Origin of the sequence: Pseudomonas sp. M2(2023), from assembly GCF_030263955.1 — a bacterium.
GTDB classification, from domain to species: Bacteria; Pseudomonadota; Gammaproteobacteria; order Pseudomonadales; family Pseudomonadaceae; genus Aquipseudomonas; species Aquipseudomonas asiatica.
On sequence record NZ_CP127114.1, the window covers coordinates 4951349 to 4977113 of the forward strand.

23 protein-coding genes are annotated in these 25765 nt (G+C 64.7%); 17 read left to right on the forward strand and 6 right to left on the reverse strand.

Features of this window, described 5'->3' with window-relative positions; translation table 11 throughout:
* The first annotated feature begins 29 nt into the window (after positions 1 to 29).
* The 6 genes from dusB (at position 30) to tspR (ending at position 8167) form a co-directional block, all read left to right on the forward strand.
* Positions 30 to 1043 carry a tRNA dihydrouridine synthase DusB gene (dusB, locus tag QN085_RS22780; protein WP_023662385.1) on the forward strand — a complete coding sequence of 338 codons (1014 nt, stop codon included), beginning with the start codon at positions 30 to 32 and terminating at the stop codon, positions 1041 to 1043.
* Positions 1040 to 1360: a DNA-binding transcriptional regulator Fis gene (gene fis / locus QN085_RS22785; RefSeq protein ID WP_012274390.1), complete on the forward strand. Its 321-nt coding sequence runs from the start codon at positions 1040 to 1042 to the stop codon at positions 1358 to 1360. The genes dusB and fis overlap by 4 nt, the downstream gene beginning before the upstream one ends.
* A gap of 81 nt (positions 1361 to 1441) precedes the next feature.
* Entirely contained in the window at positions 1442 to 3049 is a 1608-nt protein-coding gene (purH, locus tag QN085_RS22790; RefSeq protein WP_023662384.1) for a bifunctional phosphoribosylaminoimidazolecarboxamide formyltransferase/IMP cyclohydrolase, read from the forward strand.
* A 132-nt stretch (positions 3050 to 3181) separates the two neighbouring features.
* Positions 3182 to 4477 carry a phosphoribosylamine--glycine ligase gene (purD, locus tag QN085_RS22795; RefSeq protein WP_013974372.1) on the forward strand — a complete coding sequence of 432 codons (1296 nt, stop codon included), beginning with the start codon at positions 3182 to 3184 and terminating at the stop codon, positions 4475 to 4477.
* Positions 4478 to 4621: 144 nt separating this feature from the next.
* The gene (locus QN085_RS22800; RefSeq protein ID WP_023662383.1) at positions 4622 to 7393 is read left to right on the forward strand and encodes a hybrid sensor histidine kinase/response regulator; all 2772 of its coding nucleotides are present in this window, start codon (positions 4622 to 4624) and stop codon (positions 7391 to 7393) included.
* A 177-nt stretch (positions 7394 to 7570) separates the two neighbouring features.
* Positions 7571 to 8167, forward strand: a complete 597-nt coding sequence (gene tspR, locus QN085_RS22805) for a type III secretion system genes modulator TspR (protein ID WP_013974374.1) — start codon at positions 7571 to 7573, stop codon at positions 8165 to 8167.
* A 7-nt stretch (positions 8168 to 8174) separates the two neighbouring features.
* Here tspR and QN085_RS22810 read toward each other — a convergent pair whose 3' ends face one another.
* From QN085_RS22810 to cobG, 6 genes are all read right to left on the reverse strand, one after another.
* The gene (locus QN085_RS22810; RefSeq protein WP_013974375.1) at positions 8175 to 8828 is read right to left on the reverse strand and encodes a hypothetical protein; all 654 of its coding nucleotides are present in this window, start codon (positions 8826 to 8828) and stop codon (positions 8175 to 8177) included.
* Positions 8829 to 8887: 59 nt separating this feature from the next.
* The gene (locus tag QN085_RS22815; protein ID WP_023662437.1) at positions 8888 to 9568 is read right to left on the reverse strand and encodes a hypothetical protein; all 681 of its coding nucleotides are present in this window, start codon (positions 9566 to 9568) and stop codon (positions 8888 to 8890) included.
* Positions 9569 to 9661: 93 nt separating this feature from the next.
* A complete protein-coding gene (gene cobJ / locus QN085_RS22820) occupies positions 9662 to 11359 on the reverse strand; it encodes a precorrin-3B C(17)-methyltransferase (RefSeq protein WP_080708194.1) in 1698 nt (565 codons plus the stop codon).
* A complete protein-coding gene (locus QN085_RS22825; RefSeq protein ID WP_013974378.1) occupies positions 11347 to 12081 on the reverse strand; it encodes a precorrin-2 C(20)-methyltransferase in 735 nt (244 codons plus the stop codon). Before QN085_RS22825 ends, cobJ begins: the two co-directional genes overlap by 13 nt.
* Entirely contained in the window at positions 12078 to 12704 is a 627-nt protein-coding gene (locus QN085_RS22830; protein ID WP_003257545.1) for a precorrin-8X methylmutase, read from the reverse strand. Before QN085_RS22830 ends, QN085_RS22825 begins: the two co-directional genes overlap by 4 nt.
* Positions 12697 to 14028 (reverse strand): precorrin-3B synthase, encoded by a 1332-nt coding sequence (cobG, locus tag QN085_RS22835; RefSeq protein WP_024087797.1) that lies wholly within the window; start codon positions 14026 to 14028, stop codon positions 12697 to 12699. Before cobG ends, QN085_RS22830 begins: the two co-directional genes overlap by 8 nt.
* Before the next feature lie 244 nt (positions 14029 to 14272).
* On the opposite strand from cobG, the gene QN085_RS22840 reads away from it, so the two are divergent.
* The 11 genes from QN085_RS22840 to cycA all read left to right on the forward strand — a co-directional run bounded on the left by QN085_RS22840 (position 14273) and on the right by cycA (position 25634).
* Positions 14273 to 15484: a bifunctional cobalt-precorrin-7 (C(5))-methyltransferase/cobalt-precorrin-6B (C(15))-methyltransferase gene (locus QN085_RS22840; RefSeq protein WP_013974381.1), complete on the forward strand. Its 1212-nt coding sequence runs from the start codon at positions 14273 to 14275 to the stop codon at positions 15482 to 15484.
* Positions 15477 to 16571, forward strand: coding sequence for a cobalt-precorrin-5B (C(1))-methyltransferase (locus tag QN085_RS22845; protein WP_013974382.1), 1095 nt, complete (start codon positions 15477 to 15479; stop codon positions 16569 to 16571). The genes QN085_RS22840 and QN085_RS22845 overlap by 8 nt, the downstream gene beginning before the upstream one ends.
* Positions 16568 to 17293 carry a cobalt-precorrin-6A reductase gene (locus QN085_RS22850; protein WP_013974383.1) on the forward strand — a complete coding sequence of 242 codons (726 nt, stop codon included), beginning with the start codon at positions 16568 to 16570 and terminating at the stop codon, positions 17291 to 17293. Before QN085_RS22845 ends, QN085_RS22850 begins: the two co-directional genes overlap by 4 nt.
* Positions 17294 to 17546: 253 nt before the next feature.
* A complete protein-coding gene (locus QN085_RS22855) occupies positions 17547 to 17984 on the forward strand; it encodes an NfeD family protein (protein WP_003257542.1) in 438 nt (145 codons plus the stop codon).
* 26 nt (positions 17985 to 18010) lie between these two features.
* Entirely contained in the window at positions 18011 to 18865 is an 855-nt protein-coding gene (locus QN085_RS22860) for an SPFH domain-containing protein (RefSeq protein ID WP_013974384.1), read from the forward strand.
* Positions 18866 to 19078: 213 nt separating this feature from the next.
* Positions 19079 to 19468: a DUF2946 domain-containing protein gene (locus QN085_RS22865; RefSeq protein WP_024087799.1), complete on the forward strand. Its 390-nt coding sequence runs from the start codon at positions 19079 to 19081 to the stop codon at positions 19466 to 19468.
* A gap of 47 nt (positions 19469 to 19515) precedes the next feature.
* On the forward strand, positions 19516 to 20001 hold the full coding sequence (locus QN085_RS22870; protein ID WP_003257539.1) for a copper chaperone PCu(A)C: 486 nt from the start codon (positions 19516 to 19518) through the stop codon (positions 19999 to 20001).
* Positions 20002 to 20024: 23 nt separating this feature from the next.
* Positions 20025 to 20456 carry a DUF2946 domain-containing protein gene (locus tag QN085_RS22875; RefSeq protein WP_024087800.1) on the forward strand — a complete coding sequence of 144 codons (432 nt, stop codon included), beginning with the start codon at positions 20025 to 20027 and terminating at the stop codon, positions 20454 to 20456.
* Between the two features lie 68 nt (positions 20457 to 20524).
* Complete coding sequence (locus QN085_RS22880) at positions 20525 to 22576, forward strand: TonB-dependent copper receptor (RefSeq protein ID WP_024087801.1); 2052 nt, start codon at positions 20525 to 20527, stop codon at positions 22574 to 22576.
* 58 nt (positions 22577 to 22634) lie between these two features.
* A complete protein-coding gene (locus QN085_RS22885) occupies positions 22635 to 24002 on the forward strand; it encodes a PepSY-associated TM helix domain-containing protein (RefSeq protein WP_013974388.1) in 1368 nt (455 codons plus the stop codon).
* A gap of 225 nt (positions 24003 to 24227) precedes the next feature.
* Positions 24228 to 25634, forward strand: a complete 1407-nt coding sequence (gene cycA, locus QN085_RS22890) for a D-serine/D-alanine/glycine transporter (RefSeq protein ID WP_013974389.1) — start codon at positions 24228 to 24230, stop codon at positions 25632 to 25634.
* Positions 25635 to 25765 lie beyond the last annotated feature (131 nt).

Consider the following 25765-nt stretch of genomic DNA (forward strand, 5'->3'; position numbering starts at 1 on the left):
AAGATTCGGCCCCACAACAGGGATCACCTATGTCGGCGGTACGCATCGGCCCATACACACTACGTAACAACCTGATCCTCGCGCCCATGGCCGGGGTCACGGACCAGCCTTTCCGTACACTTTGCCAGCGCCTGGGCGCCGGCATGGTGGTGTCGGAAATGGTCTCCAGTGACATGAGCCTTTGGAACAGCCGCAAGTCGAGCCTGCGCCGCATCCATGAAGGTGATCCCGAGCCACGCTCGGTACAGATCGCCGGTGGTGATGCGCAGATGATGGCAGCGGCGGCAAAGGCCAACGTCGAAGCAGGCGCCCAGATCATTGATATCAACATGGGCTGCCCGGCAAAAAAAGTCTGCAACAAAGCCGCAGGCTCTGCTTTATTGAGAGATGAAGCCTTGGTCAGCGAGATTCTCCACGCCGTGGTCGGCGCCGTGGACGTCCCGGTGACCCTGAAGATCCGCACCGGCTGGGACCGGGCGAACAAGAACGGCCTGAACGTGGCGAAGATTGCCGAGCAGGCCGGCATCCAGGCGCTGGCGGTGCATGGCCGCACACGCGCCGACCTGTACACCGGCGAAGCCGAATACGACACCATCGCTGCCATCAAGCAGGCGGTGTCGATTCCGGTTTTTGCCAACGGCGATATCACCTCGCCAGAAAAGGCCCGGGCGGTGCTGGACGCCACCGGGGTCGATGGCCTGTTGATCGGCCGGGCCGCCCAGGGGCGGCCATGGATCTTTCGCGAGATCGAGCATTACCTGCGCACTGGCGAACACCTGCCAGCGCCGCAGCTGGAGGAAGTGGAACGCATCCTGCTGGAGCACCTGGCCGCGCTGCATGCCTTCTATGGCGATGTGATGGGCGTACGTATCGCCCGCAAGCACGTTGGCTGGTACCTGGCAACACGACCCGGCGGCAAGGAGTTTCGCTCCCGGTTCAACGCTTTGGAAGACACACAAGCGCAGTGCGCCAACGTTCGCGCGTTTTTCAGCGAACGTCGACAGAGCCTTGAGACAGAGGACGGACGAGGGGTGGCCGCATGACGATGATGACCGAGACATTTGTGAGTGGAACAACGCCCGTGAGCGACAACGCCAACCTGAAACAGCACCTCAACACGCCGAGCGAGGAGGGCCAGACCCTTCGCGACAGCGTCGAGAAGGCGCTGCACAACTACTTCGCCCACCTGGAAGGCGCGACCGTGACGGACGTGTACAACCTGGTGCTCTCCGAAGTCGAGGCGCCCCTGCTCGAAAGCGTGATGAACTACGTGAAGGGCAACCAGACCAAGGCCAGCGAGATGCTCGGACTGAACCGAGGCACCCTGCGCAAGAAGCTCAAGCAGTACGACTTGTTGTAAGCCAGAATCCCAACCAGAAAAGGCGGCTCCCTGAACAGAGGCGCCTTTTTTGCTGACTCCACCGCGTTATTGGAACCCGAAATGACCGACCAGACTACCCGCCTGCCAGTCCGCCGCGCCCTGATCAGCGTCTCCGACAAGACCGGTATCCTCGAATTCGCCCGTGAGCTGCAGCAGCTCGGTGTCGAGATCCTGTCCACCGGCGGCACCTACAAGCTGCTCAAGGACAACGGCGTCAATGCGGTGGAAGTGGCCGACTACACCGGCTTCGCCGAAATGATGGATGGCCGGGTCAAGACCCTGCACCCGAAAATCCACGGTGGCATCCTCGGCCGTCGCGGCACCGACGACGCCATCATGAACGAGCACGGCATCAAGCCGATCGACCTGGTAGCAGTCAACCTGTACCCGTTCGAAGCCACCATCTCCAAGCCTGGCTGTGACCTGCCGACCGCCATCGAGAACATCGATATCGGCGGCCCGACCATGGTCCGCTCGGCTGCCAAGAACCACAAGGACGTGGCCATCGTGGTCAACGCCAGCGACTACGCCGGCATCATCGAAGGCCTCAAGGCCGGTGGCCTGACCTACGCCCAGCGCTTCGACCTGATGCTCAAGGCGTTCGAGCACACTGCTGCCTACGACGGCATGATCGCCAACTACATGGGCACCATCGACCAGGCCAAAGAAACCCTGAGCACTGAAGGCCGCAGCGAGTTCCCGCGCACCTTCAACAGCCAGTTCGTCAAGGCCCAGGAAATGCGCTACGGCGAAAACCCGCACCAGAGCGCGGCGTTCTATGTAGAAGTGAAGAAAGGCGAAGCCAGCGTTTCCACCGCCGTCCAGCTGCAGGGCAAGGAACTGTCGTTCAACAACGTGGCCGACACCGATGCCGCGCTGGAGTGCGTGAAGAGCTTCGTCAAGCCGGCCTGCGTCATCGTCAAGCACGCCAACCCGTGCGGCGTGGCCGTGGTACCTGAAGACGAAGGCGGCATCCGCAAGGCTTACGACCTGGCCTATGCCACCGACACCGAGTCGGCGTTCGGCGGCATCATCGCCTTCAACCGCGAACTGGACGGCGAAACCGCCAAGGCCATCGTCGACCGCCAGTTCGTCGAAGTGATCATCGCCCCGAAAATTTCCCAGGCTGCCCGCGAAGTGGTTGCCGCCAAGCAGAACGTACGCCTGCTGGAGTGCGGCGAGTGGCCAGCCGAGCGCGCTGCCGGTTGGGACTTCAAGCGCGTCAACGGTGGCCTGCTGGTGCAGAGCCGCGATATCGGCATGATCACTGCCGATGACCTGAAGATCGTCACCAAGCGTGCGCCAACCGAGCAAGAGATCAACGACCTGGTGTTCGCCTGGAAAGTGGCCAAGTTCGTCAAGTCCAACGCCATTGTCTACGCCAAGCAGCGCCAGACCATCGGCGTCGGCGCCGGCCAGATGAGCCGCGTCAACTCCGCGCGCATTGCTGCAATCAAGGCCGAGCATGCCGGCCTGCAGGTGCAGGGTGCAGTCATGGCGTCGGATGCGTTCTTCCCGTTCCGTGATGGCATCGACAATGCGGCTAAAGTGGGTATCAGCGCCGTGATCCAGCCAGGTGGTTCGATGCGTGATGCCGAGGTGATTGCTGCCGCTGACGAAGCCGGCATCGCCATGGTCTTCACCGGTATGCGCCACTTCCGCCACTAATCAAGATGGCCGGCCGATCCTAGGCAGCTGTGGGAGCGGGTTCACCCGCGAATGCGATGTTGGATTCACCGCCGCATTCGCGGGTGAACCTCCTACAGGGTACGAGGATTGCCGCCAAACAGAGGTTTTGACATGAAAGTTTTGATCATCGGCAGCGGCGGCCGTGAGCACGCCCTGGCCTGGAAAGTCGCCCAGGACCCACGCGTGGAGAAAGTCTTCGTTGCCCCGGGCAACGCCGGCACCGCCATTGAAGCCAAGTGCGAGAACGTCGCCATCGACGTGTGTGCCCTGGAGCAACTGGCTGACTTCGCCGAGAAGAACGTCGACCTGACCATCGTCGGTCCAGAAGCACCGCTGGTCATCGGCGTAGTCGACCTGTTCCGCAGCCGCGGCCTGGACTGCTTCGGTCCGACCAAGGGCGCGGCCCAGCTGGAAGGCTCCAAGGCCTTCACCAAGGACTTCCTGGCGCGTCACAAGATCCCGACCGCCGACTACCAGAACTTCACCGAAATCGAGCCGGCGCTGGCCTACCTGCAGGAAAAAGGCGCGCCGATCGTGATCAAGGCCGACGGCCTGGCCGCGGGCAAGGGCGTGATCGTCGCCATGACCCTGGAAGAAGCCGAAGCCGCCGTGCGTGACATGCTGGCCGGCAACGCCTTCGGCGATGCGGGCTCCCGCGTGGTGATCGAGGAGTTCCTCGACGGCGAGGAAGCCAGCTTCATCGTCATGGTCGACGGCCAGAACGTGCTGCCCATGGCCACCAGCCAGGACCACAAGCGTGTCGGCGACCAGGACACCGGCCCGAACACCGGCGGCATGGGTGCCTACTCCCCTGCCCCGGTAGTCACCGCCGAAGTTCACCAGCGCGTGATGGACCAGGTGATCTGGCCGACCGTGCGCGGCATGGCCGAGGAAGGCAACGTCTACACCGGCTTCCTCTACGCCGGCCTGATGATCGACAAGGCGGGCAACCCCAAGGTCATCGAGTTCAACTGCCGCTTCGGCGACCCAGAAACCCAGCCGGTCATGCTGCGCCTGGAGTCTAGCCTGGTGCTGCTGGTCGAGGCCGCATTCGCCAAGGCGCTGGACAAGGTCGAAGCACAGTGGGACCCGCGCCCGAGCCTGGGCGTGGTACTGGCTGCCGGCGGCTACCCGGGCGACTACGCCAAGGGTGACGTGATCAACGGCCTGGACGCTGCCGCGAAGATCGAAGGCAAGGTGTTCCATGCCGGTACCGCACTGAAGGATGGCAAGGTGACCACCAACGGCGGGCGCGTGCTGTGTGCCACCGCCATGGGCAGCACCGTTGCCGACGCACAGCAGCAGGCTTACCGCCTGGCCAAGGAAATCAGCTGGAACGGCAGTTTCTACCGCACCGATATCGGCTACCGGGCCATCGCCCGCGAACGCGGTGAGCACCAGCAGTAAGTTGTACCGGACGTCCGCAGCGCGCCCCAGCACCTTGCGCCTGCGGCATCCGGCTCGTCGACAGGGCCCCAAGGGGCCTTGCCTTCGACTTGGCGCGCCGCGCATAGTTAGTACCCGGCACCTAGGCTAAGAAGGGATTTCGTAGTGCGTCGGCTTCGGATTGCCTCAGCTCTGATCGTCAGCTTGCTGACCTTGCTCTGCATGTTCCCGGCGGCGGCCGAACATGACGGAGGCTGGGCCGTTATGCTCGACGAACAGGCCAACCTGCAACTGAGCGACGTGCGCTCCGATCGTTACCGCAACCAGTTCAGCCCGCTGGTACTTGCCGACCTGGATGCCGCTCCTGCGGAACAGGCCCTGTGGCTGCACTACCGCCTGGAGCCCGGCGAGCAGGAAAAACTGCTGCGGGTTTTCGCCCCAGACCTTTCTGGCCTGGACCTCTACGCCCTCGAGGGCGACAAGCTTCTGCGTCAGCTGCACCACGGGCGCCAGGCAGGCAATGCCAGCCCGACCCTGCGTGGCAGCGACCATGTACTACCCCTGCCCAACAGCAAGCAACCCCTGGATATCTACCTGCGCCTGGTTTCCGAGCACCAGTTGCGCCCGGCCATCAGCCTGGAGCCTGCGGCCGTGGCAGCCTCCGACCAGCGCCAGCCACTGCTGTTCGGCATGCTGTTCGGCGGCCTGGTGATGCTGATCATGCACAACCTGATCCGCTTCATCTACAGCCGCTCCAGCACCACCCTGATCCTGGCGCTGTACCACGGCCTGATGCTGCTCAGCGGCCTGATCCTGCTGAACCTCAGCGGCCCCTGGTGGCACGTTTGGCATAGCGCGCAAACACCCGCCGCATACCTGACGCTGGTCCTGGCCGGCCTGGCGGGGCTGGGTTTCACCCAGCACTTCTTCTCGCCATGCAACTCGCCACGGCTAAACCGCCTGCTGCAGGGCGAGATGCTGCTGGTCGGGGTGAGCGGGTTGGTGCTGCTGTTCGTCGACACCCTGCCCCTCAACCTGATGACCTACGCCCTGATGGCCCTGGGCAGCGTGAGCATGCTGTTGGTCAGCAGTTACCACTGGTACAAGGGCTATGCGCCCGCACGTCTGTTCAGCCTGGCCATGGTGGTGTTCAACCTCGGTGGCCTGGTGCTGCTGCCAGCGCTACTGGGCCTGACCCGTACCTCGACGCCCTGGCTGCTGTGCATCCTGCTGGGCCTGACCGTGGCCAGCGGCCTGCTGCTCAACCTGGCCGTCAGTGAACGCCTGCGGCGCATTAGCGAGGAGCGCTTCAGCGCCAGCCGCGCACTGGCCGCCAGCGATGCCGAAATCAACGCCAAGGCCGAGTTCCTGGCCAAGATCAGCCACGAAATCCGTACCCCCATGAACGGTGTGCTGGGCATGACCGAGCTGCTTCTGGGCACGCCGCTGTCGGTCAAGCAACGCGACTACGTGCAGACCATTCACAGCGCCGGCAACGAACTGCTGACGCTGATCAACGAGATTCTCGACATTTCCAAGCTGGAATCCCGGCAGATCGAACTCGATGACGTGCAGTTCGACCTCAACGCGCTGATCGAAGATTGCCTGAACATCTTCCGCGCCAAGGCCGAACAGCAGAACATCGAACTGATCAGCTTCACCCAACCGCAGGTACCACGGGTGATCAGCGGCGACCCGACGCGCCTGCGCCAGGCCTTGTCGAGCCTGCTGGAGAATGCCCTGAAAAACACCGACCAGGGCGAGATCCTGCTGGTAGTGGCGCTGGACCAGCGCGGCGAGGTACCGCGCCTGCGCATCGCCGTCCAGGACAGCGGCGAACCGTTGCCGGCCGCTGACCGCGAAGCCTTGCTGCAGGCCGAGTTGCACAGCCACCACTTCCTGTCCAGCAACAAGCTGGGCGGCCACCTGGGGCTGGTCATCGCCAAGCAGCTGATCGGGCTGATGCAGGGCGAGTTCGGCATCAAGAGCAGCACCGGCATGGGCAATACCCTGTGGCTGACCCTACCGCTCGACCCTTCGCGCCTGGAACAGCCACCGGCCGACCTCGACAGCCCGCTGCGTGATGCTCGCGTACTGGTGGTGGACGACAACGACACCTGCCGCAAGGTGCTGGTACAGCAGTGCAGCGCCTGGGGCATGAACGTCAGCGCGGTCCCGTCGGGCAAGGAAGCACTGGCCCTGCTGCGCACCAAAGCCCACCTGCGCGACTACTTCGATGCCGTGCTGCTGGACCAGAACATGCCAGGCATGACCGGCATGCAGCTGGCCGCCAAGATCAAGGAAGACCCGAGCCTGAACCACGACATCCTGGTGGTGATGCTCACCGGCATCAGCAACGCGCCGAGCAAGGTCATTGCGCGCAACGCAGGGGTCAAGCGGATCCTCGCCAAGCCGGTGGCCGGCTACACACTGAAAACCACCCTGGCCGAAGAGCTGGCCCAGCGCGGCCGCGAGCAAGCCGTACCGGCCAGTTTGCCTGGCATCCCCCAGGCACTGGACCTGCCCGACGACTTCCGCGTGCTGGTCGCCGAGGACAACAGCATCTCGACCAAGGTGATCCGCGGCATGCTTGGCAAGCTCAACCTCGAGCCCGACACCGCCAGCAATGGTGAAGAGGCCTTGCAGGCGATGAAGGCGCAGCGCTATGACCTGGTGCTGATGGACTGCGAAATGCCGATACTTGACGGTTTCTCGGCCACCCAGCAGCTGCGTGCCTGGGAAGCCGCCAACCAGCGCCAGCGCACCCCGGTGGTGGCGCTGACCGCGCACATACTTGCCGAACACAAGGAACGCGCCCGCCTGGCGGGCATGGACGGGCACATGGCCAAACCGGTGGAACTGTCGCAGTTGCGAGAGCTGATCCAGTACTGGGCCAATCACCGGGAAGCCAAGGTGGATCCGGTGCATAGTTCCTGATCTGAGGCGCCTGTGCCGGCCTTTTCGCGGGTGAACCCGCTCCCACAGGTACTGCATAAGGCCTGAAGGCAATGCTATCCCTGTGGGAGCGGGTTCACCCGCGAAAGGGCCGGTACAGGCTATCAACAGAATCTGCTGATAAACTCTGCCCAGCCATAACTGCCTGGACTAGCCCCCATGCTCCATGAGTTGTTCAGCGTCTACCTGAAAATGCTCGTGCTCTACAGCCCGTTCTTCGTGCTGTCGTGCTTCATCAGCCTGACCCGCGGCCATTCCAGCAAGGAGCGCAAGCAGCTGGCATGGAAGGTGGCCATCGCCGCACTCATCGCCAGTGTCCTGCTGTACCTGTTCGGTCGGGCGATCTTCGGCATCTTCGGCATCACCGCCGACGCCTTCCGCATCGGCGCTGGCAGTGTGCTGTTCATTTCGGCACTGGGCATGGCCCAAGGCAAGTCTGCGGTACAGGCCGACAACGTGCAGCAGGATGTCACCATCGTGCCGCTGACCATCCCGCTCACCGTCGGCCCGGGCACCATCGGTGCACTGCTGGTAATGGGCGTCGGTCACCCGCACTGGGACGACAAGCTGTTGGCCATCATCAGCATCGCCCTGGCCAGCTTCACCGTCGGCCTGGTGCTGTACCTGTCACACCGTATCGAGCGCATCCTCGGCGACCAGGGCCTGCAGATCGTCAGCCGGCTGATGGGGCTGTTCGTCTGCGCCCTGGCTGCGCAAATTATCTTTACCGGTATCAAAGGCTACCTGGCGCCATAGCCATTGCCTAATGCAGGTCGAACCGATACTCCCCTTGTGCATCCTTGGTTTTCATCAATGCCTCCAGCTCATCTCGCTGGTGTTGGAAACGCCCGTTATCCAGCTGCAAGGAAACGCCATTGAACCCGGCTTCCCCCTCCAGCGCCTTTTCGACCAGCAGCATGTCCTGGGGTATGCCGGCGATCGGTGCGTCGAATTGGAAGGTGATACTGCAAAGATCGAGGGTCGGGCCCGGCTTGAGCAAGCCAAGCTCGATCACCAGTTGCGAACCCTGCGTGCTGAACTTCAACTGGTGACGAAAACCTTCGATCGATCGGCCCAGGCCACTTCTTACTGCAGCCAGCACAGCCTCATGACCGATCGAGCGCATCTTCAGCCACGCCTCGAGTGGCTGTATCTGCGCGCTGCGCGCGGGCTGCCCCAGCTGTTTCAAGTCATGCGTACTGGCCAGCTTGATCCAGCCCAGTTGCCGGTATGCCTCGCGATAGGCGTCATACCAGGCTTCATAGTTGTCAAAGCGTGACCCCGCATTCCTGTTGGCCACCAACTGGGCGTAAAGGATGGAGTCGAAGGCAGCCTGGCGTTGAATCTGGCCAGCGTCCGCGCGATACAGTAATGCAGTCCCGCCAATCAACATCAGTTGTTCAGCTGTTCTGTCCATTGCATTGCCTCGTCACAAAGAGCCGAACAAAGCGGCGTTGCAACAACGCCGCCCTGCAATCAGAAGTCGTACTGGAGAACGTTCTCGACGCTGCGCACGCCGAGTTTGTTTTCCACGGTTTCGCGGACCTTGTCGTAGACGAAAGTGTTGAGGGTGAGCACAGCCATGCCGGCGTAGTACTCGGTTTTTTCCAGCTTCCACTGGATACCCAGGATGTCATCCTCCAGTTTGGGGGCAGAGGCCTGGATGCAGCTCACCACCATGACCACATCGTTGTTGTCGGTTTCGACGCAGGCGGCCATCCCGACCATGCCCCTGACCTTGTTCTTGCGCTTGTGATCGACCACCTTGACGTCATTTTCGACGGTGGTGAGTTTGTCGAAAGCCGCCTTGGCCAGCACACCCAACTTGGTACCACCCAGCACTGCATTGCCGACCGCACCGATCGCCCGTATAGCGACAGCGCCTACGGTGACAGACAACTCGGCAGAGGTTTCCAGCTCGAAGGTGCGACGAGGGATGGTAAAGCCAAGATCACGCATGACATCGATGAACCGGTCGTACCACTCCCTGCTCTGTTTTTCGGCATCGAAGGACTTGTCAGCCACCAAGGTGGCAAAGTGGAAGGCGTTCTTTACGTCATGACGGCTTTGCGAAGACATGCCTGCGCCGCAGGCCAGCAGGTTGCCTTCGACCAGGATGGCTGTGTCGGTCGCAGTGACTTGTGTTTCTGTGGACATGTGGAAACTCCTAGATGGTTGCCCCCCGAGTCAGGGGCGACCACCTTAGCCAGCGCGCCCAGGATGCAGCGCGCTGAAGGGTTTCCGGTGCAACTAGTCGGCCGACGGGTACCAACGCGGGGTGTAGGCCCACACCCCGCCCGACAAGCGAGGAAACACGCAGGTTGTAGATGAGCCGACAAGCACCATGGTGCGCATGTCGACCATTTCCGGCAGCAGTTCGGCCAATGTGACGACCTTCAGCGTCTGCCCCGGCCTACCGATGTCACGGCCAAGGACTACAGGCGTGTTACCCTCGCGGTGCCGACGCACGACCTCCAGCGCTGCCCCAAGCTGGTGCGGCCTGGCCTTGGAAATCGGGTTGTAGAATGCCAGCACCAGGTCGGCCTGGGCCGCCAGGTCCAGGCGCTTTTCAATGATCGACCACGGCTTGAGGTTGTCGGACAGCGACATCACACAGAAGTCATGCCCCAGCGGCGCGCCCGCCTGTGCGGCCGTCGCGAGCGAGGCCGACACCCCTGGCAGGATCTCGAGATCCACCCGGTGCCAAGCCGGGTCCGTGGACTCGTGCAGCGCTTCAAGTACCGCAGCCGCCATGGCGAACACCCCCGGGTCGCCCGACGAAACCACCACCACCGAACGGCCCTGAGCCGCGAGTTCGAAGGCATGCCGGGCACGCTGCATCTCTTCACGGTTGTCGGTGCAGTGCAGTACCTGGTCGTCACGGAACGGGCCGGCCATGCGCACGTAGGTTTCGTAACCGAGCACATCCTCGGCCCGCGCCAGCTCGGCCTTGACCGCCGGCACCATCAGCTCGGCTGCACCGGGCCCCAGGCCGATGACCGCCAGGCGACCCCGACGGCGACCGATCTGCGCCACCTCGACCGGGGCAGGCGCCACCGCGATGACCACGTCTGCCACCTCGATCAGCTGCGCAGCAGGCAATGCCGCAGCAACCATCCCGGCCAGATCATGCGTCCTGGCAGCAAAGCGCAAGGCAACCCCCAGGGCCTGTGCGGCCTCGTGCAGGGCGCTGTCGGCCATGGCTTGCTCGTCAGCCAGCAGGCAGGCCACTGCAGGCTCGGCGATGCCGGCCTGCTGTAATGCCGCCCGGATACTGGCCAGGCTGCCGCCAGCAACACCCACTACCACCGAACGCGGGTGGATCAGCAGCTCGTCGCGGCTGGCCGGGCGCGCCTGGTGCCCCACATGGATGGTACGCCGGGCCGCCTCGCTGGCAGGCAACTGCGCCTGCTGCAGCCACGGCGCATCACCTTCGATGCGCACCGCCTCGCCAGCCAGCAGGTCGGAGACAAAGCGCTTGCCTTGCTCGATATCCGCCAGAGCATAGCCTTGCGGCGGGTTCAGCAGACAGGTGCCAAAACGCAACTCGCCGCTGGTGGTAATTGCCGCAGCAACGCCCAGTGCTTCAGCGATTTCGCGCGCCATCACGTTCACACCGCCAAGGCCACCGAGCAACGGCACTACGGCACTGCCGTCTTCGGCCACGGCCAGTACCGGCGGCTCGACACCTTTCTCGCTGAGCAGGCTGGCCAGGCTGCGGATGACGATACCCGCGGCGCACAGGGCGATGATCGGCGTGTTCTGCTGGTACAGCCCACGCAGGGTATCGCCAAACGCGGTGTAGCAAAGGTCGGCACCCTCGACCCGGCCTTCCAGGCCATGGATCGATGCTTGTGGATAACACTGCTGGATACGCTGCGCCGTGGCCAGGCTGCCCTGGCCAAGGATGACGATCGCCGGTGCCTGGTGCATGTTCAGCCCTGCCATTTTTCACCCGGCACGATGATCAGCGAGAAGTACGGCGACGACTGTGGGTCGACCTGGTCCAGCGGCACGATTTTCTGGTTGGCCATGGTCGCCCGCTCCACATACAGCGCACGCCCGTCCAGGCCCAGTTCGGCCAGCACTTCGCGCACCTTGGGGAAGTTGCGCCCCAGCTTCATGATCACCGCCGCGTCGGCGTCGGCCAGGCGACGCTTGAGTTCTTCGGCCGGCAACACGCCAGACAGCACCGACAGGCTCTGGTTGCGATACACCAGCGGCGCGCCCAGTACCGAGGCGCCACCAAGCATCGAGCAGACGCCGGGGATCACTTCGGCCTCGTAGCGCTGCGCCAGGCGGTCGTGCAGGTACATGTAGGAACCATAGAAGAACGGGTCGCCTTCACAGATCACCGCCACGTCGCGGCCGGCATCCAGGTGCTCGGCTACCTGCACGCTGGCCTCGTCGTAGAAGTCGCTGATCACCTGTTCATAGGACAGCGGCGCTGGCAGCGCTTCGGTGGTTACCGGGTAGACCAGCGGCAGCAAGGTCTGCTCGGGCTGCAGGTGCGCCTCGATGATGCCGAAGGCGTTGCCGCGCTTGCCCTTGGCCACGAAGTAGCCGACCACGGGCGCTTCACGCAGCAGGCGCAAGGCCTTGAGGGTAATCAGTTCAGGGTCGCCAGGGCCCACGCCCAGGCCCAGCAGACGTCCACGCGGCACCATCATTCCACCTCCGTGGCGAGGGCGTTGACCGCGGCGGCGGCCATCGCGCTGCCGCCCAGGCGGCCCTGCATGATCACGAACGGCACGCCACGGCTGTCGGCGGCGAGCATCGCCTTGGACTCGGCGGCACCGACGAAGCCGACCGGGAAACCGAGGATCAGTGCTGGTTTCGGGGCGCCGGCGTCGAGCATTTCCAGCAGGTAGAACAGTGCGGTAGGCGCGTTGCCGATCACCACCACACTGCCTTCCAGGTGCGGTCGCCACAGTTCCAGGGCCACGGCGGAACGGGTGTTGCCGGCGTCTTTCGCCAGGCCCGGTACGCTCGGGTCGCGCAGGGTGCAGATGACCTTGTTGTCGGCGGGCAGCCGGGCGCGGGTAATACCTTCGGCGACCATGTGCGCATCACACAGGATCGGCGCGCCGTTCAGCAACGCCTCGCGCCCGGCCCGGCCGGCACCTTCGGAGAACTGCAGGCCATCGATGGCGTCGACCATGCCACAGGCGTGGATCACGCGCACGGCGAGCTTTTCGAGGTCTGCGGGGATCCGCTCGAGTCGGGCTTCCTCGCGGATGATCCGGAAGGAATTGCGATAGATCTCCTGACCATCGCGGATGTAGTCAATCATCAAGGTGCTCCGTCGGCAGGTCGAGCATGGCGCCTGCTTCATTCAAGGTAAGGTCGGTGGCGCGCAGGGCGCCGAAGCCCGGCAAGCGCGCATCACGCAGGTACAGGTCGTAACGGCCCGGCGCACGGGCCAGCAGGGTGGCCGGGGCAACATGGGCCACGGCACAGGATCGGGGGCAACCGGACAAGTGCACGCTGCCGGGCACGCCAGGGCCGAGCAGTGCAGCCAGGGTGACGGCGTCGGCCTTGGTCTCGCCCAGGGCCTTGGCACAGCCACTGGCGCCGGTACAGGCGCTTATGCGGGCCAGTGGCTCATGGTCATGGCATAGCAGGCCCAGTGCGGACAACCCGGCCTGGGCGTGGTCAATGTGTTGCGCTTGCAGGTTGGTCAGCACCAGGCTTTGCCAGGGGCTCAGGCGCAGGCTGCCATCGCCATGTTCACGGGCAACGCGCGCAGCGCCACGCAGCATGGCCGGGGTCAGGCGCCCCTGCGGCGGGGCAACGCCCAAGGCGACGCTCTGCGCCTGGGGCAGGACGCCCAGCCACGAGACGCTGCGCGGTTCACGCCGCCATGCGAGCACGGCGGCGTCGCGGCGGATGGCCAGGCCGAGTCCGTCGATGAAATCGGTTGCCGAACACACCTCGAGCAACTGGCGCATGCGCGACTGTGCCGGGGTGGCCAGGTCGAGGAAGCGCTCCAGCACCGCACGCACCAGTGCCAGGCCTTGGTCCGCCGGGACCGCACCGAGCACCTGGCCGTCTGCCGGGCAACCCGCCAGGCCAAACGCCAGCCAGGTCTGCTGCCCCAGGCGCAGGGCCGACAGCCACAGGTCATGGGGGTGTTCGAGCATGGCCAGGTTTTCGCCGGCATCCAGCTGCACGGCGAACTTGGCCGACAACTGGTGAAAACGCGGAGTGCCTTCCAGCAGGTCGAGGATCTGCCCGGCCAGCGGCCGAGCGTCCAGCAGCATCGCCGGGTCATGCCCGGCCAGCGGGCTGAGCATCAGGTTGCGCACATCGTCACCGGCGGCATCACGTGGGCCCAGGCCGGCAGCGAGCAGTGTCTCGACCAGGCCGCGATGCTCGCTGCCGATGCCGCGAATCTGCAGGTTGCCGCGGTTGGTGGCCTCGATCACGCCACCAGCGAAACGCTCGGCAGCCGCCGCCACTGCGTCGGCCTGGTCGGCCAGCAGCAGGCCGCCCGGCAGCTTGATGCGGCAGATGCCGCCATCACGGGCACTGACGATGCGCCACAACCCCGGGCAGGCCGAGGGACGGGGCGATACATGGGAGGCATGGGCCTGGGTCAAAGGGGCGTCCGGCAATCTGTGAAAATGCGCTTGAGTGTAGAAGGCGCGGTATTATGCCTGCTTTGTCCGGCGGCATGAAAAGCCGGTGGTCGAGCATCATCGACGATCGAGTAGAAATTAAGGACCGCGTCGCCTTCCTTCGCGGGCATGCCCGCTCCCACAGGATCACCGCTGCCCTCAACGGCTGCGCTGTACCTGTGGGAGCGGGCGAGCCCGCGAAGGGGCGCGCAGCGGCCCCAAAAATGGCGGAATGAGATACATGGCACCCTGGCTGACAGTAGTAGGTATCGGCGAAGACGGCTTCAGCGGCCTGGGCAAGCAGGCCCGGCGCGCGCTGCTGGGCGCTGCGCGGATCTTCGGCAGCCCGCGCCAGCTGGCCTTGCTGCCACGCTGCGTGGCCGGCGAACGGCTGGGCTGGCCAAGCCCGTTCTCGCTGGCCCCGGTCCTGGCTCTGCGCGGTGAGCCAGTATGCGTGCTGGCCAGCGGCGACCCGATGTTCTACGGCGTCGGTGCCAGCCTGGCGCGCCAACTGCCCGCCGCTGAAATACGCGTGCTGTCGATGCCCTCCTCCTGCGCCCTGGCCGCCGCCCGCCTGGGCTGGCCACTGCAGGACGTGCAGGTGGTATCGCTGGTCGCTCGGCCCCTGGCAGCGCTCAATGCCCATCTGCACAGCGGTGTGCGCCTGCTGGTGCTGAGCAACGACGGCGACAGCCCGGCAGCAATTGCCACGCAGCTGCGCGAGCGGGGCTTCGGGCCAAGCCGCCTGCGAGTCTTCGAACACTTGGGTGGCGTGGACGAACGTGAGTTGGCCGGCACCGCCCAGGGCTGGCCGCACAGCGACGTCGCCGCGCTCAACCTGGTAGCCATCGAGTGCCTGGCCACGCCCGAGGCGCCGCGCCTGCACCGGCTGGCCGGGCTGCCGGACAGCGCCTTCCGGCATGACGGCCAGCTGACCAAGCGCGACGTCCGCGCCATTACCCTGGCCCGCCTGGCACCACAGCCCGGCGAACTGCTGTGGGACGTGGGCGCCGGCTGCGGCTCGATCGGCATCGAATGGATGCGCGCCCACCCGGCCTGCCGCGCCTTGGCCATCGAGGCCGACGAAGGCCGCCAGGGCTTCATCGAACACAACCGCGATGCGTTGGGTGTACCCGGTCTGCACCTGGTCCGCGGCAAGGCACCGGCGGCGCTGGAGGGCCTGGAGCAACCGGATGCGATCTTCATCGGTGGCGGCGTCACCCGCGAAGGTGTGCTCGACCTGTGCTGGGCAAACCTGCGCCCCGGCGGCCGGCTGGTAGCCAATGCGGTGACCTTGCAAAGCGAACTGGCCCTGGCGCATTTCCGTGAACGCCACGGCGGCGAGCTGACCCGCGTCCATGTCGCCCATGCCCAGCCATTGGGCGCGTTCGACACTTGGCGCCAGGCGCTGCCGATCACCTTGCTGGACGTGGTGAAACCCGCCAATGCGTGAAGAAACCCGCGAACAGCCCGCCCCCCTGCGCAGCGGCCTGACCACCGGCAGCTGCGCCACCGCCACCAGCCTGGCGGCAGCACGCTTGCTGCTCGGTGGCGAGAGCAACGACGCCGTCAGCATCACCCTGCCCAAGGGCAAGGTGGTGCAGATGCGCCTGGAGTTCTGCCGCCTCACCAGCCAAGGTGCCGAAGCGGGCACGCTCAAGGACGCCGGCGACGACCCGGACGTGACCCACGGCGCCCTGCTCTATAGCCAGGTTCGCCTGCTGGCCGAACCTGGCATCCGTTTTGTCGCCGGCACCGGCGTCGGCACCGTGACCCGCCCGGGGCTGGTGCTGGCGGTGGGTGAGCCGGCCATCAACCCGGTGCCACGGCGCATGATCAGCGAACACCTGCAACGCCTGGCGGACGAATGCAGCTATCCCGGTGGCTTCGAGGTAACGGTCAATGTGCAGGGTGGCGAGCAACTGGCCCTGAAGACCATGAACCCGCGGCTGGGCATCCTTGGCGGTCTGTCGATCCTCGGCACCAGCGGCATCGTGCGGCCGTTTTCCTGCGCGGCCTACATTGCCTCGATCCACCAGGGCATCGACGTCGCCCACACCAACGGCTACACGCATATCGCTGCATGCACTGGCAACGCCAGCGAAGACACCATGCGCCGCGTCTATGGCCTGCCAGAAATAGCCCTGATCGAAATGGGCGACTTCGTCGGTGCGGTGCTCAAGCACCTGCGCAAGGTACCGGTGCCACGCCTGACCCTGTGCGGCGGTTTCGGCAAGATCAGCAAGCTGGCTGCCGGGCACATGGACCTGCACAGCCGTCATTCCAGCATCGACCTGCCGCAACTGGCCGGCTGGGCGGCGGACATCGGCGCCGACGCTGCGCTGCAGGCATCGATCATTACTGCCAACACCAGCCAACAGGCCCTGGCACTGGCCCATGCAGCCGGCATTCCCTTGGGTGACGCGGTGTGCGCCCACGCCCTGGCCTTCGCCCGCAGCGTGGTGCCGGCACAGGTGCAGGTGGAGGTGTTCGCCATCGATCGCCAGGGTGGCATCGTCGGCCGGGCGGGTGTGCAATGAACGGGCGCATCCTGCTGCTGGGCGGCGTCACCGAAGCCCTGGCCATCGCTCGCCGCCTGGGCCCGCAGCATGTCTACAGCCTGGCGGGCATCGGCCGGGTGCCGCAGGACCTGCAATGCCAGGTTCGGGTCGGCGGCTTTGGCGGTGCCGAAGGGCTGGCGAACTACCTGCACGATGCAGGCATCACGTTGCTGATCGATGCTACCCATCCCTATGCCGCGCAGATCAGCCGCAACGCGGCCAACGCCGCACGCTTGGCCGGTATTCCGTGCTGGGCCTTGCGCCGCCCGGCCTGGCAGACACAAGCGGGGGACGACTGGCGCGAGGTCGAGGACTGGGCGGGGTTGATCGAGGCACTCAAGCCGTTTCGCAGGCCATTGTTCACGCTGGGGCGTGAGCCGCTGCAACATCTGGACGAGATACCGCTGGAGCAGTTCTGGACCTTGCGTGCGTTGGAAACGTGCCCTGGCAACGATCGCTGCGAAGTGATTGGCGCGCGCGGGCCGTTCCATATCGAGGAGGAGCGGGCGTTGTTCCAGCGCCGCAAGATCGATGTGCTGATCAGCAAGAACAGTGGCAGCGTAGCGACCGAACCGAAGCTGGAGGTGGCGCGGGAGCTGGGGATACCTGTGCTGATCCTGAAGCGACCGGCTTTGCCGGATGTGAACCGGGCATTCGATTCGCCAGCCGACCTGGCTGCGGCGCTCGACCTGCGCGGATAACAAATTCCGTAAGCGCACCGCAGATCCCTGTGGGAGCGGGTTTACCCGCGAAGAAATCAACGCGGTGCATGGCACCGGCTTCGCCGGTGTTCGCGGGTGAACCCGCTCCCACAGGGGACGCGGCAACTTTCATGTATTTGCACAAGACAGTTGCTCCTACAGCCATTTCGGACTTTTCTTGCAAACCATGAAGTGGCCATGTGCCGCACTGCTACCTTAAACTCGGCACTCCCCCCCGGAAGGCGCTACCCATATGGAAATGCAATGGTGGATCTGGCTGGTCTTCGGCATCGCGCTGATCCTGCTCGAACTGGTCCTGCCGACGTTCTTCATCCTCTGGTTCGGCATCGGCGCCGTGCTGGTATCGCTCATTTCGCTGGCCGCCCCCAGCCTGCAACTGGACATGCAGGTGCTGCTGTGGGTGCTGATGTCGTCAGTCACCACGGCACTGTGGTTCAAGCTGTTCCGGCGCAAGCAACCCGACGTGCGCTGGACCGCCGAAAGCGTGATCGGTGAAGTGGGGCTGCTGACTGCTGGTGTATCGGAGTTTCAAAAAGGCCGTGTGCGCTTCCAGAAGCCTATCCTCGGCAACGAGGAATGGACCTGCATCGCCGATAGCGAGATCGCGGCCGGCGAGCGGGTACGCCTGACCGCCATCGAAGGGAACACCGCCCGGGTCATTCGGGCCTGAATCCGCACTAAAAGGAATTTCGCATCATGACCAGCCTCATCGTCGTCGTCGCCATCGCGCTGTTCGTCCTGATCACCGTGTTCAAGGGGGTGCGCATCGTGCCCCAGGGCGAAGAATGGGTCGTCGAGCGCCTGGGCCGCTACCAGAGCACGCTCAAGCCCGGCCTGAACATCGTCATCCCGTACATGGACGTGGTCGCCTACCGCCTGCCCACCAAGGACATCATCCTCGATGTGCAGCAGCAGGAAATCATCACCCGGGACAACGCCGTAATCGTGGCCAACGCCCTGTGCTTCGCAAAGGTGGTCGACCCACAGAAGGCCTCCTATGGCGTGCAGGACTTCTCGTTCGCCGTCACCAGCCTGACCATGACCTCGCTGCGCGCCATCGTCGGGGCCATGGACCTGGACGAAGCGCTGTCCAGCCGCGAGCAGATCAAGGCGCGCCTGCGCGAGGCGATGTCCGAGCAGACCGAAGACTGGGGTGTGACCGTACGCTCGGTGGAAATCCAGGACATCAAGCCCTCGGAAAACATGCAACTGGCCATGGAGCGCCAGGCGGCAGCCGAGCGTGAACGCAAGGCCGACGTAACCCGTGCCGAAGGAGCCAAGCAGGCGGCGATCCTGGAAGCAGAAGCACGCTTGCAGGCTGCCAGGCTGGATGCCGAAGCGCAGATCAGCCTGGCCGAGGCCTCGGCGCGGGCGATTTCGCTGGTCAAGGACGCGGTCGGCAACGAGACCGTACCGGCGATGTACCTGCTGGGCGAGCGCTATGTGGGGGCCATGGAGAACCTGGCGGGCAGCAGCAATGCCAAGGTGGTGGTGCTGCCGGCGGACCTGCAGGAGACCGTGCGAGGGTTGATGGGCCGCAACAAGGCTTGAGGGTACCTTGATCTTCATCGCCGGCAAGCCAGCTCCCACAGGTTTACCACAGGCCCTGAAATCTGTGCGGTCCCTGTGGGAGCTGGCTTGCCGGCGATCGGGCTGCAAAGCTGCCCCTCGAAGGGCCCGGCCTGCGTCACTTCACCGCACCCCGCCATTTTTACCTATACTCCGCCTTACAATACCCACCACGATTCCTGACCGGATCTCTCCATGCCCCCACGTCGGCACATCGCCTGGATAGCCTGCCTTGCAGTGCTGTTCAACCTGCTGGCCATGCCGCTGTCTTCCGCCGCGCCCAAGGGCCCGGCCGAGCAGCTGCTGTGGGGGGCCTTCTGTTCCAGCATGGCCAACAAGGCCAAGGTCGACGTCCAGGCCCTGGCCAAGATCGACCTCGGCCCGCAAAGCGACGACAGCGCCAGCATGATGAATTGCTGGTGCTGCTCCGGTGCCGCGCCACTGCTGGCCTTGCCCGGCTACCCGCCGCAGCTGCACAACCCGCCGATACTGCTGGCCGGCCTGCTGCCGCCACCCGCCGACTACCACGCCACGCCGCGCCAACTCTGGCCGGCGCTCAACCCCCGTGCCTCTCCGCTGGCCTGAGTTCATCACGCTGTCTGCCTGAACCTGAACAGAAACGGAGATTCACCATGCTCAAGCACGCCCTCGTCATGGCCGCCCTGTTGCTGCCCGGCGCCTTTGCCAATGCCCACGAATACAGCGTGGGTGACCTGCACATCGCCCACCCCTGGTCACTGCAGCTGCCCCCCAACGCCCCCAACGTCGCGGCGTATTTCGTGGTGCACAACAATGGCCAGGCCGACGACCGCCTGCTCGGTGTCGACAGCCCCATCAGCGATGACGCACAACTGCACGAGCATGCCATGAGCGCCAGCGGTGCCATGAAGATGCAGCAGGTGCCCAGCGTGGTGGTACCCGCAGGCAAGGACCTGACCTTCGCCCCCAGCGCCTACCATGTGATGCTGATGCAGCCCAAGGACCGCAGCCTGCTCAGCGACGGCAAGCGCTTCCCGTTGACCCTGCACTTCGAAAAGGCCGGCGATATCACCGTCGATGTGGCCGTGCAGAAGCAGGCGCCGACGGACCAGCCGCAAGCCCACGAACACGCGCACTGATCACCCGCTGAAAGGCACTCGTCATGAGCCTGCCGCGCAACAGCATCAGCCGTACCACCCGCCCTGACCGCAGGCGCGCCGGTGGCGGATGGCTGAGCCTGTTCGCCATGTGGATGATCTTCATCGGCCCGCTGATTTCCCAGTCGATGCCGATGGACCACCACGCCGGCATGAGCATGCCGATGGACATGCCGATGGCCACCGCCCATCAGCATGGCGGCGACGCCCATCACGGCCAGGCTGGCGATGGCCAGCTGCATGTGATGTGGGAAAAGTGCGGTTACTGCAGCCTGTTGTTCAACTGCCCGGCCCTGCCCCAGGCCCTCAGCCCGCTCAGTGCCAGCAGCGTCGTACCCACCACCCACCTGTTCGCACCCACGCGCCAGGGCCATGCCCGGCAGGCTGTATTCCCCGGCGCGCGCAGCCGCGCCCCACCTTCCTCGATCAACGTCTGAACCCACATTTTTCGCGCACGAAGCCAGGAGGCTTCGCGCTGACTCATGACTGATCGACTGGAATCATTATGTCTGGCTGCACCCCTGTTTTTGCCTTGTCCCTGCGTGGGACCATCGCCGCCGTGTGCGGCTCGCTGCTCGCGCCCGTGGCCATGGCCGCCGACCCAGGCCATGAAGGCCATACACACGACGCCCCCGAGCTGAGCCCGACGGTGATCACCGCCGTGGCCCCGAGCTCGCCGCTGACCGTGGTCACCAACCCGAAAGACCCGCGCCAGCCGGTGCCGGCCAGCGACGGCGCCGACTACCTGAAGACTATCCCCGGCTTCTCGGCCATCCGCGCTGGCGGCACCAACGGCGACCCGGTACTGCGCGGCATGTTCGGCTCGCGCCTGAACATCCTCACCAATGGCGGCCTGATGCTGGGCGCCTGCCCCAACCGCATGGACGCCCCCACGTCGTACATTTCGCCGGAAACCTACGACCGCCTGACCGTGATCAAAGGCCCGCAAAGCGTGATCTGGGGCCCGGGCGGCTCGGCGGGCACCATCCTCTTCGAGCGCGAGCCGGAGAAGTTCGGCACCCTCGGCAGCCGGGTCAACGCCAGCCTGCTGGCCGGCTCCAACGGCCGCTTCGACAAGGTGCTGGACACCGCCGCCGGCAACGACCAAGCCTACGCCCGCTTCGTCGGCAACCAGTCGCGCTCGGACGACTACCATGACGGCGATGACAACACCGTGCCGTCACGCTGGGACAAGTGGAATGGCGATGTCGCCCTCGGCTGGACCCCCGACCAGGACACCCTGCTGGAACTCACCGCCGGCAAGGGCGATGGTGAGGCCCGCTATGCCGGGCGTGGCATGGACGGCTCGCAGTTCAAGCGCGAAAGCCTGGGCCTGCGTTTCGAAAAATCCAACCTCGGCGAGGTGCTCGACAAGGTCGAGGCGCAGGTCTACTACAACTACGCCGACCACGTGATGGACAACTACAGCCTGCGCACGCCTTCGGGCAGCGGCATGATGGGCATGCCGATGGTCAGCAACGTCGACCGTCGCACCATGGGCGCACGCATCAAGGCCACTTGGCGCTGGGCCGATGTGCAACTGATCGGCGGCATCGACGCGCAGACCAACGAACATCGCAAACGCGGCGGCATGGGTGTGGACGCGCACAAAGGCCAGGCCTGGACCAAGGACGCCGACTTCCACAACTACGGTGCCTTCGGCGAGCTGACCTGGTACGTCAGCGGTGAGGACCGCATGATTACCGGTGCCCGCCTGGACCGCGCCTCCGCCCGCGACTTCCGCGCAACCAGCGCCACCAACGGCGACACCCGCGCCGATACCCTGCCCAGCGGTTTCGTCCGCTACGAGCACGACCTGGCAGCCATCCCGGCCACCACGTACATCGGCCTTGGTCATGCCCAGCGTTTCCCCGACTACTGGGAGCTGTTCTCGCCCAAGCTGGCACCACCCGGTGCGGCCAATGCTTTCGACGGTATCAAACCAGAGAAGACCACCCAACTCGACTTCGGTGTCCAGTACCGCGACGAGCGCATGGAAGCCTGGGCGTCTGGCTACATCGGGCAGATCCGCGACTACATCCTGTTCGACTACCAGGCAATGAGCTCCCAGGCTCGCAACATCGACGCCCGCATCATGGGCGGCGAACTGGGCGCGGCCTACCAGCTGACGGAAAACTGGAAGGCCGACGCCACGCTGGCCTACGCCTGGGGCAAGAACAGCAGTGACGGCACAGCACTGCCGCAAATGCCGCCTCTGGAAAGCCGCCTGGGCCTGACCTACAGCCGCGATGTGTGGAGCGTCGGCGCACTGTGGCGGTTGGTGGCGGCGCAGAACCGCATCGCCGAGAACCAGGGCAACGTGGTCGGCAAGGACTACGACAACAGCGCCGGCTTCGGCGTGTTCTCGCTCAATGGTGCCTACAAGGTGAGCAACCACCTCAAGCTCAGCGCGGGGGTCGACAACCTGTTCGACAAGACCTACGCCGAGCACTTGAACCTGGCCGGGAACGCCGGGTTCGGCTACCCGGCTAGCGATCCACAGCCGGTCAACGAGCCAGGCAGGACCTTCTGGACCAAGGTCGACTTCAGCTTCTGACAACAACAACGGGCGCGGCGCAGGTCGCGCCCATCTGCTGGTCAAACAGGAGGTTCCCATGAGAGGAACACGCATCAACTTCTACAACCTGGCCTGGCGTTGGCACTTCTATGCGGGGCTGTTCGTGGCCCCGTTCATGATCCTGCTGGCAATTACCGGGATCATCTACCTGTTCAAGCCGCAGCTCGACCCGCTGCTGTACCGCGAGCTGATGGTGGTCGAAGCCGGCCACCACCGACAGGGCGCGGACACGATGCTGGCCGAAGTGCGCAAGGCCTACCCCGAAGGCCACGTTGGCCAGTACCTGCCGCCGCTGGACGCCGAACGCAGCGCACAATTCGTGGTGCATGACGCCGGGCGCGAACTGAACGTTTTCGTCGACCCCTACAGCGGCAAAGTCCTCGGCGAACAGGATGGCAAGCAGAACCTGCAGGCCATCGCCCGCGCCCTGCATGGCGAACTGATGGTCGGCACGGTCGGTGACCGTCTGGTAGAACTGGCCGCGGGCTGGGGCATCGTGCTGGTGGTGTCGGGCCTGTACTTGTGGTGGCCACGCGGGCGCAATGGCGCTGGCGTGCTGTGGCCACGGCTCTCGGCACGCGGCCGAATGTTCTGGCGCGACCTGCATGCGGTAACCGGCTTCTGGGGCTCGGCCTTGTTGCTGCTGATGCTGCTCAGCGGCATGACCTGGACCGGCCTGTGGGGCAAGCAGTACGCCGACTTGTGGAACCGCTTTCCGGCGGCCATGTGGAACGACGTACCCAAGTCGGACCAGCAGGCGGGTGAACTCAACAGCGCGCACCGCCAGACCGTGCCCTGGGCGATGGAAAACACGCCGATGCCACAGTCCGGTGCACACGCCGAACATGCCGGGCATCACATGACGTCGAGCGCGCCGGCAGCGCCACAGATAAGCCTGCAGCAGGTCGAAGACATCGCTACCGCGCGCCAGGTCGAGCCGGGTTACAGCATTACCGCGCCGACTACGGCCGATGGCGTGTTCACCATCGCCGTATTCGCCGACGACCCGCGCAACGACGCCACCCTGCATGTCGACCAGTACACCGGCAAGGTGCTGGCCGATGTGCGCTGGCAGGACTACAGCCCGGTCGCCCGTGCCACCGAGCTTGGTGTGATGCTGCATGAAGGCAAGATGTTCGGGGCGTTCAACCAGATCATCATCCTGCTGGTGTGCCTGATGATCTTGCTGGGCTCGGTGAGCGGGCTGGTGATGTGGTGGAAGCGCAGGCCGGCCGGCGGGCTGGGTGTGCCGCCGCTGCGCCATGACTTGCCGCGCTGGAAGGTAGCGGTGGGGGTGATGCTGGTGCTGGGGTTGATGTTCCCGCTGGTGGGGGTGTCGATGGTGGTGATGTGGCTGGTGGATAGCTTGGTGGTGAGGCGCGGCCGAGTGCTGGTCAGCGCTTGAGCCTTGCTTCGTCTGTGCCGGCCCTTTCGCGGGTAAACCCGCTCCTACAGTTTCTGCGCCAGCGCGGTCCCTGTGGGAGCAGGCAAGCCCGCGAAGAGGCCGGCACAGGCACAACACTGCTACCCAAAAGTCGAGTCGATCTGTCGCGCCCCGAACTGGAACGCGCGTGTTAGCCTAGCCGGCTACCTCTGACAAGACGACCGACCGTCCAACGGAATGCAGCCTATGACGCAAACCTCACCCACAGCGCCAGATGAACAGCATCTGCAGCGCAACCTGACCAACCGCCACATCCAGCTGATCGCCATTGGCGGCGCAATCGGTACCGGCCTGTTCATGGGCTCGGGCAAGACCATCAGCCTGGCCGGGCCGTCGATCATCTTCGTCTACATGATCATCGGCTTCATGCTGTTCTTCGTCATGCGCGCCATGGGCGAACTGCTGCTGTCGAACCTCAACTACAAGTCGTTCATCGATTTTTCCGCCGACCTGCTCGGCCCCTGGGCAGGCTACTTCACCGGCTGGACCTACTGGTTCTGCTGGGTGGTCACCGGCATCGCCGACGTGGTCGCGATCGCGGCCTATACGCAGTTCTGGTTCCCCGAACTGCCGCAGTGGATACCGGCGCTGACCTGCGTAGGGCTGCTGCTGTCGCTGAACCTGGTGACGGTGAAGATGTTCGGTGAAATGGAGTTCTGGTTCGCCCTGATCAAGATCGTCGCCATCATCGGCCTGGTCGCCACCGGCCTGTACATGGTCATCACCGGCTTCACCTCGCCCAGCGGGCGCACCGCGCAACTGGCCAACCTGTGGAATGACGGCGGCATGTTCCCCAATGGCCTGATGGGCTTCTTCGCTGGCTTCCAGATCGCCGTGTTCGCTTTCGTCGGCATCGAGTTGGTGGGTACAACCGCCGCCGAAGCGAAGAACCCGGAGCGCACCCTGCCGCGGGCGATCAACTCGATCCCGGTACGCATCATCGTGTTCTATGTGCTGGCGCTGATCGCGATCATGGCCGTGACCCCATGGCGCGACGTAGTGCCGGGCAAGAGCCCGTTCGTGGAGTTGTTCGTGCTGGCCGGCCTGCCGGCGGCGGCGAGCATCATCAACTTCGTGGTGCTGACCTCGGCGGCCTCCTCTGCCAACAGCGGCGTTTTCTCCACCAGCCGCATGCTCTACGGCCTGAGCCAGGAGGGTGACGCACCCAAGGCATTCGAGAAACTGTCGAGCCGCTCGGTACCTGCCAACGGCTTGTACTTCTCCTGCACCTGCCTGCTGCTGGGCGCAGTGCTGATCTACCTGGTGCCGAACGTGGTCGAGGCATTCACCCTGGTCACCACCGTTTCGGCGGTGCTGTTCATGTTCGTCTGGACACTGATCCTGCTGTCGTACCTGAACTACCGCAAACACCGCGCGGCGTTGCACCAGGCCTCGAAGTACAAGATGCCGGGCGGGCGCTTCATGTGCTACGTGTGCCTGGTGTTCTTTGCTTTCATCCTGGTGTTGCTGAGCCTGGAGGACGATACCCGCGCGGCGTTGCTGGTGACGCCGATCTGGTTCGTGCTGCTGGCGGTGACCTATCAGGGGGTGCGTAGCAAGCGCCATCCGCGCACGGCAGTGCGTAACGGCTGATGACCCTGGGGGCTGCTCTGCAGCCCCAATCCTGTGCACACAAATCCATCAGGCACCAACCTGGATCCAACCAACGCCCCAACACCTCGCACAACCCCTCTATTGCGCACCTTCCGCCGTTAGGCACACCC

What these genes read in the sequence shown, in the direction of transcription:
- tspR (WP_013974374.1), top strand. Translation starts at nt 7,571, where the DNA reads ATGCTCCATGAGTTGTTCAGCGTCTACCTGAAAATGCTCGTGCTCTAC.
- QN085_RS22875 (WP_024087800.1), top strand. Translation starts at nt 20,025, where the DNA reads ATGAGCCTGCCGCGCAACAGCATCAGCCGTACCACCCGCCCTGACCGC.
- QN085_RS22865 (WP_024087799.1), top strand. Translation starts at nt 19,079, where the DNA reads ATGCCCCCACGTCGGCACATCGCCTGGATAGCCTGCCTTGCAGTGCTG.
- QN085_RS22845 (WP_013974382.1), top strand. Translation starts at nt 15,477, where the DNA reads ATGCGTGAAGAAACCCGCGAACAGCCCGCCCCCCTGCGCAGCGGCCTG.
- QN085_RS22855 (WP_003257542.1), top strand. Translation starts at nt 17,547, where the DNA reads ATGGAAATGCAATGGTGGATCTGGCTGGTCTTCGGCATCGCGCTGATC.
- dusB (WP_023662385.1), top strand. Translation starts at nt 30, where the DNA reads ATGTCGGCGGTACGCATCGGCCCATACACACTACGTAACAACCTGATC.
- QN085_RS22840 (WP_013974381.1), top strand. Translation starts at nt 14,273, where the DNA reads ATGGCACCCTGGCTGACAGTAGTAGGTATCGGCGAAGACGGCTTCAGC.
- cycA (WP_013974389.1), top strand. Translation starts at nt 24,228, where the DNA reads ATGACGCAAACCTCACCCACAGCGCCAGATGAACAGCATCTGCAGCGC.
- QN085_RS22810 (WP_013974375.1), bottom strand. Translation starts at nt 8,828, where the DNA reads ATGGACAGAACAGCTGAACAACTGATGTTGATTGGCGGGACTGCATTA.
- QN085_RS22870 (WP_003257539.1), top strand. Translation starts at nt 19,516, where the DNA reads ATGCTCAAGCACGCCCTCGTCATGGCCGCCCTGTTGCTGCCCGGCGCC.
- purD (WP_013974372.1), top strand. Translation starts at nt 3,182, where the DNA reads ATGAAAGTTTTGATCATCGGCAGCGGCGGCCGTGAGCACGCCCTGGCC.
- cobJ (WP_080708194.1), bottom strand. Translation starts at nt 11,359, where the DNA reads ATGGCAGGGCTGAACATGCACCAGGCACCGGCGATCGTCATCCTTGGC.
- QN085_RS22880 (WP_024087801.1), top strand. Translation starts at nt 20,525, where the DNA reads ATGTCTGGCTGCACCCCTGTTTTTGCCTTGTCCCTGCGTGGGACCATC.
- QN085_RS22885 (WP_013974388.1), top strand. Translation starts at nt 22,635, where the DNA reads ATGAGAGGAACACGCATCAACTTCTACAACCTGGCCTGGCGTTGGCAC.
- QN085_RS22825 (WP_013974378.1), bottom strand. Translation starts at nt 12,081, where the DNA reads ATGATGGTGCCGCGTGGACGTCTGCTGGGCCTGGGCGTGGGCCCTGGC.
- QN085_RS22815 (WP_023662437.1), bottom strand. Translation starts at nt 9,568, where the DNA reads ATGTCCACAGAAACACAAGTCACTGCGACCGACACAGCCATCCTGGTC.
- fis (WP_012274390.1), top strand. Translation starts at nt 1,040, where the DNA reads ATGACGATGATGACCGAGACATTTGTGAGTGGAACAACGCCCGTGAGC.
- QN085_RS22830 (WP_003257545.1), bottom strand. Translation starts at nt 12,704, where the DNA reads ATGATTGACTACATCCGCGATGGTCAGGAGATCTATCGCAATTCCTTC.
- QN085_RS22850 (WP_013974383.1), top strand. Translation starts at nt 16,568, where the DNA reads ATGAACGGGCGCATCCTGCTGCTGGGCGGCGTCACCGAAGCCCTGGCC.
- QN085_RS22860 (WP_013974384.1), top strand. Translation starts at nt 18,011, where the DNA reads ATGACCAGCCTCATCGTCGTCGTCGCCATCGCGCTGTTCGTCCTGATC.
- purH (WP_023662384.1), top strand. Translation starts at nt 1,442, where the DNA reads ATGACCGACCAGACTACCCGCCTGCCAGTCCGCCGCGCCCTGATCAGC.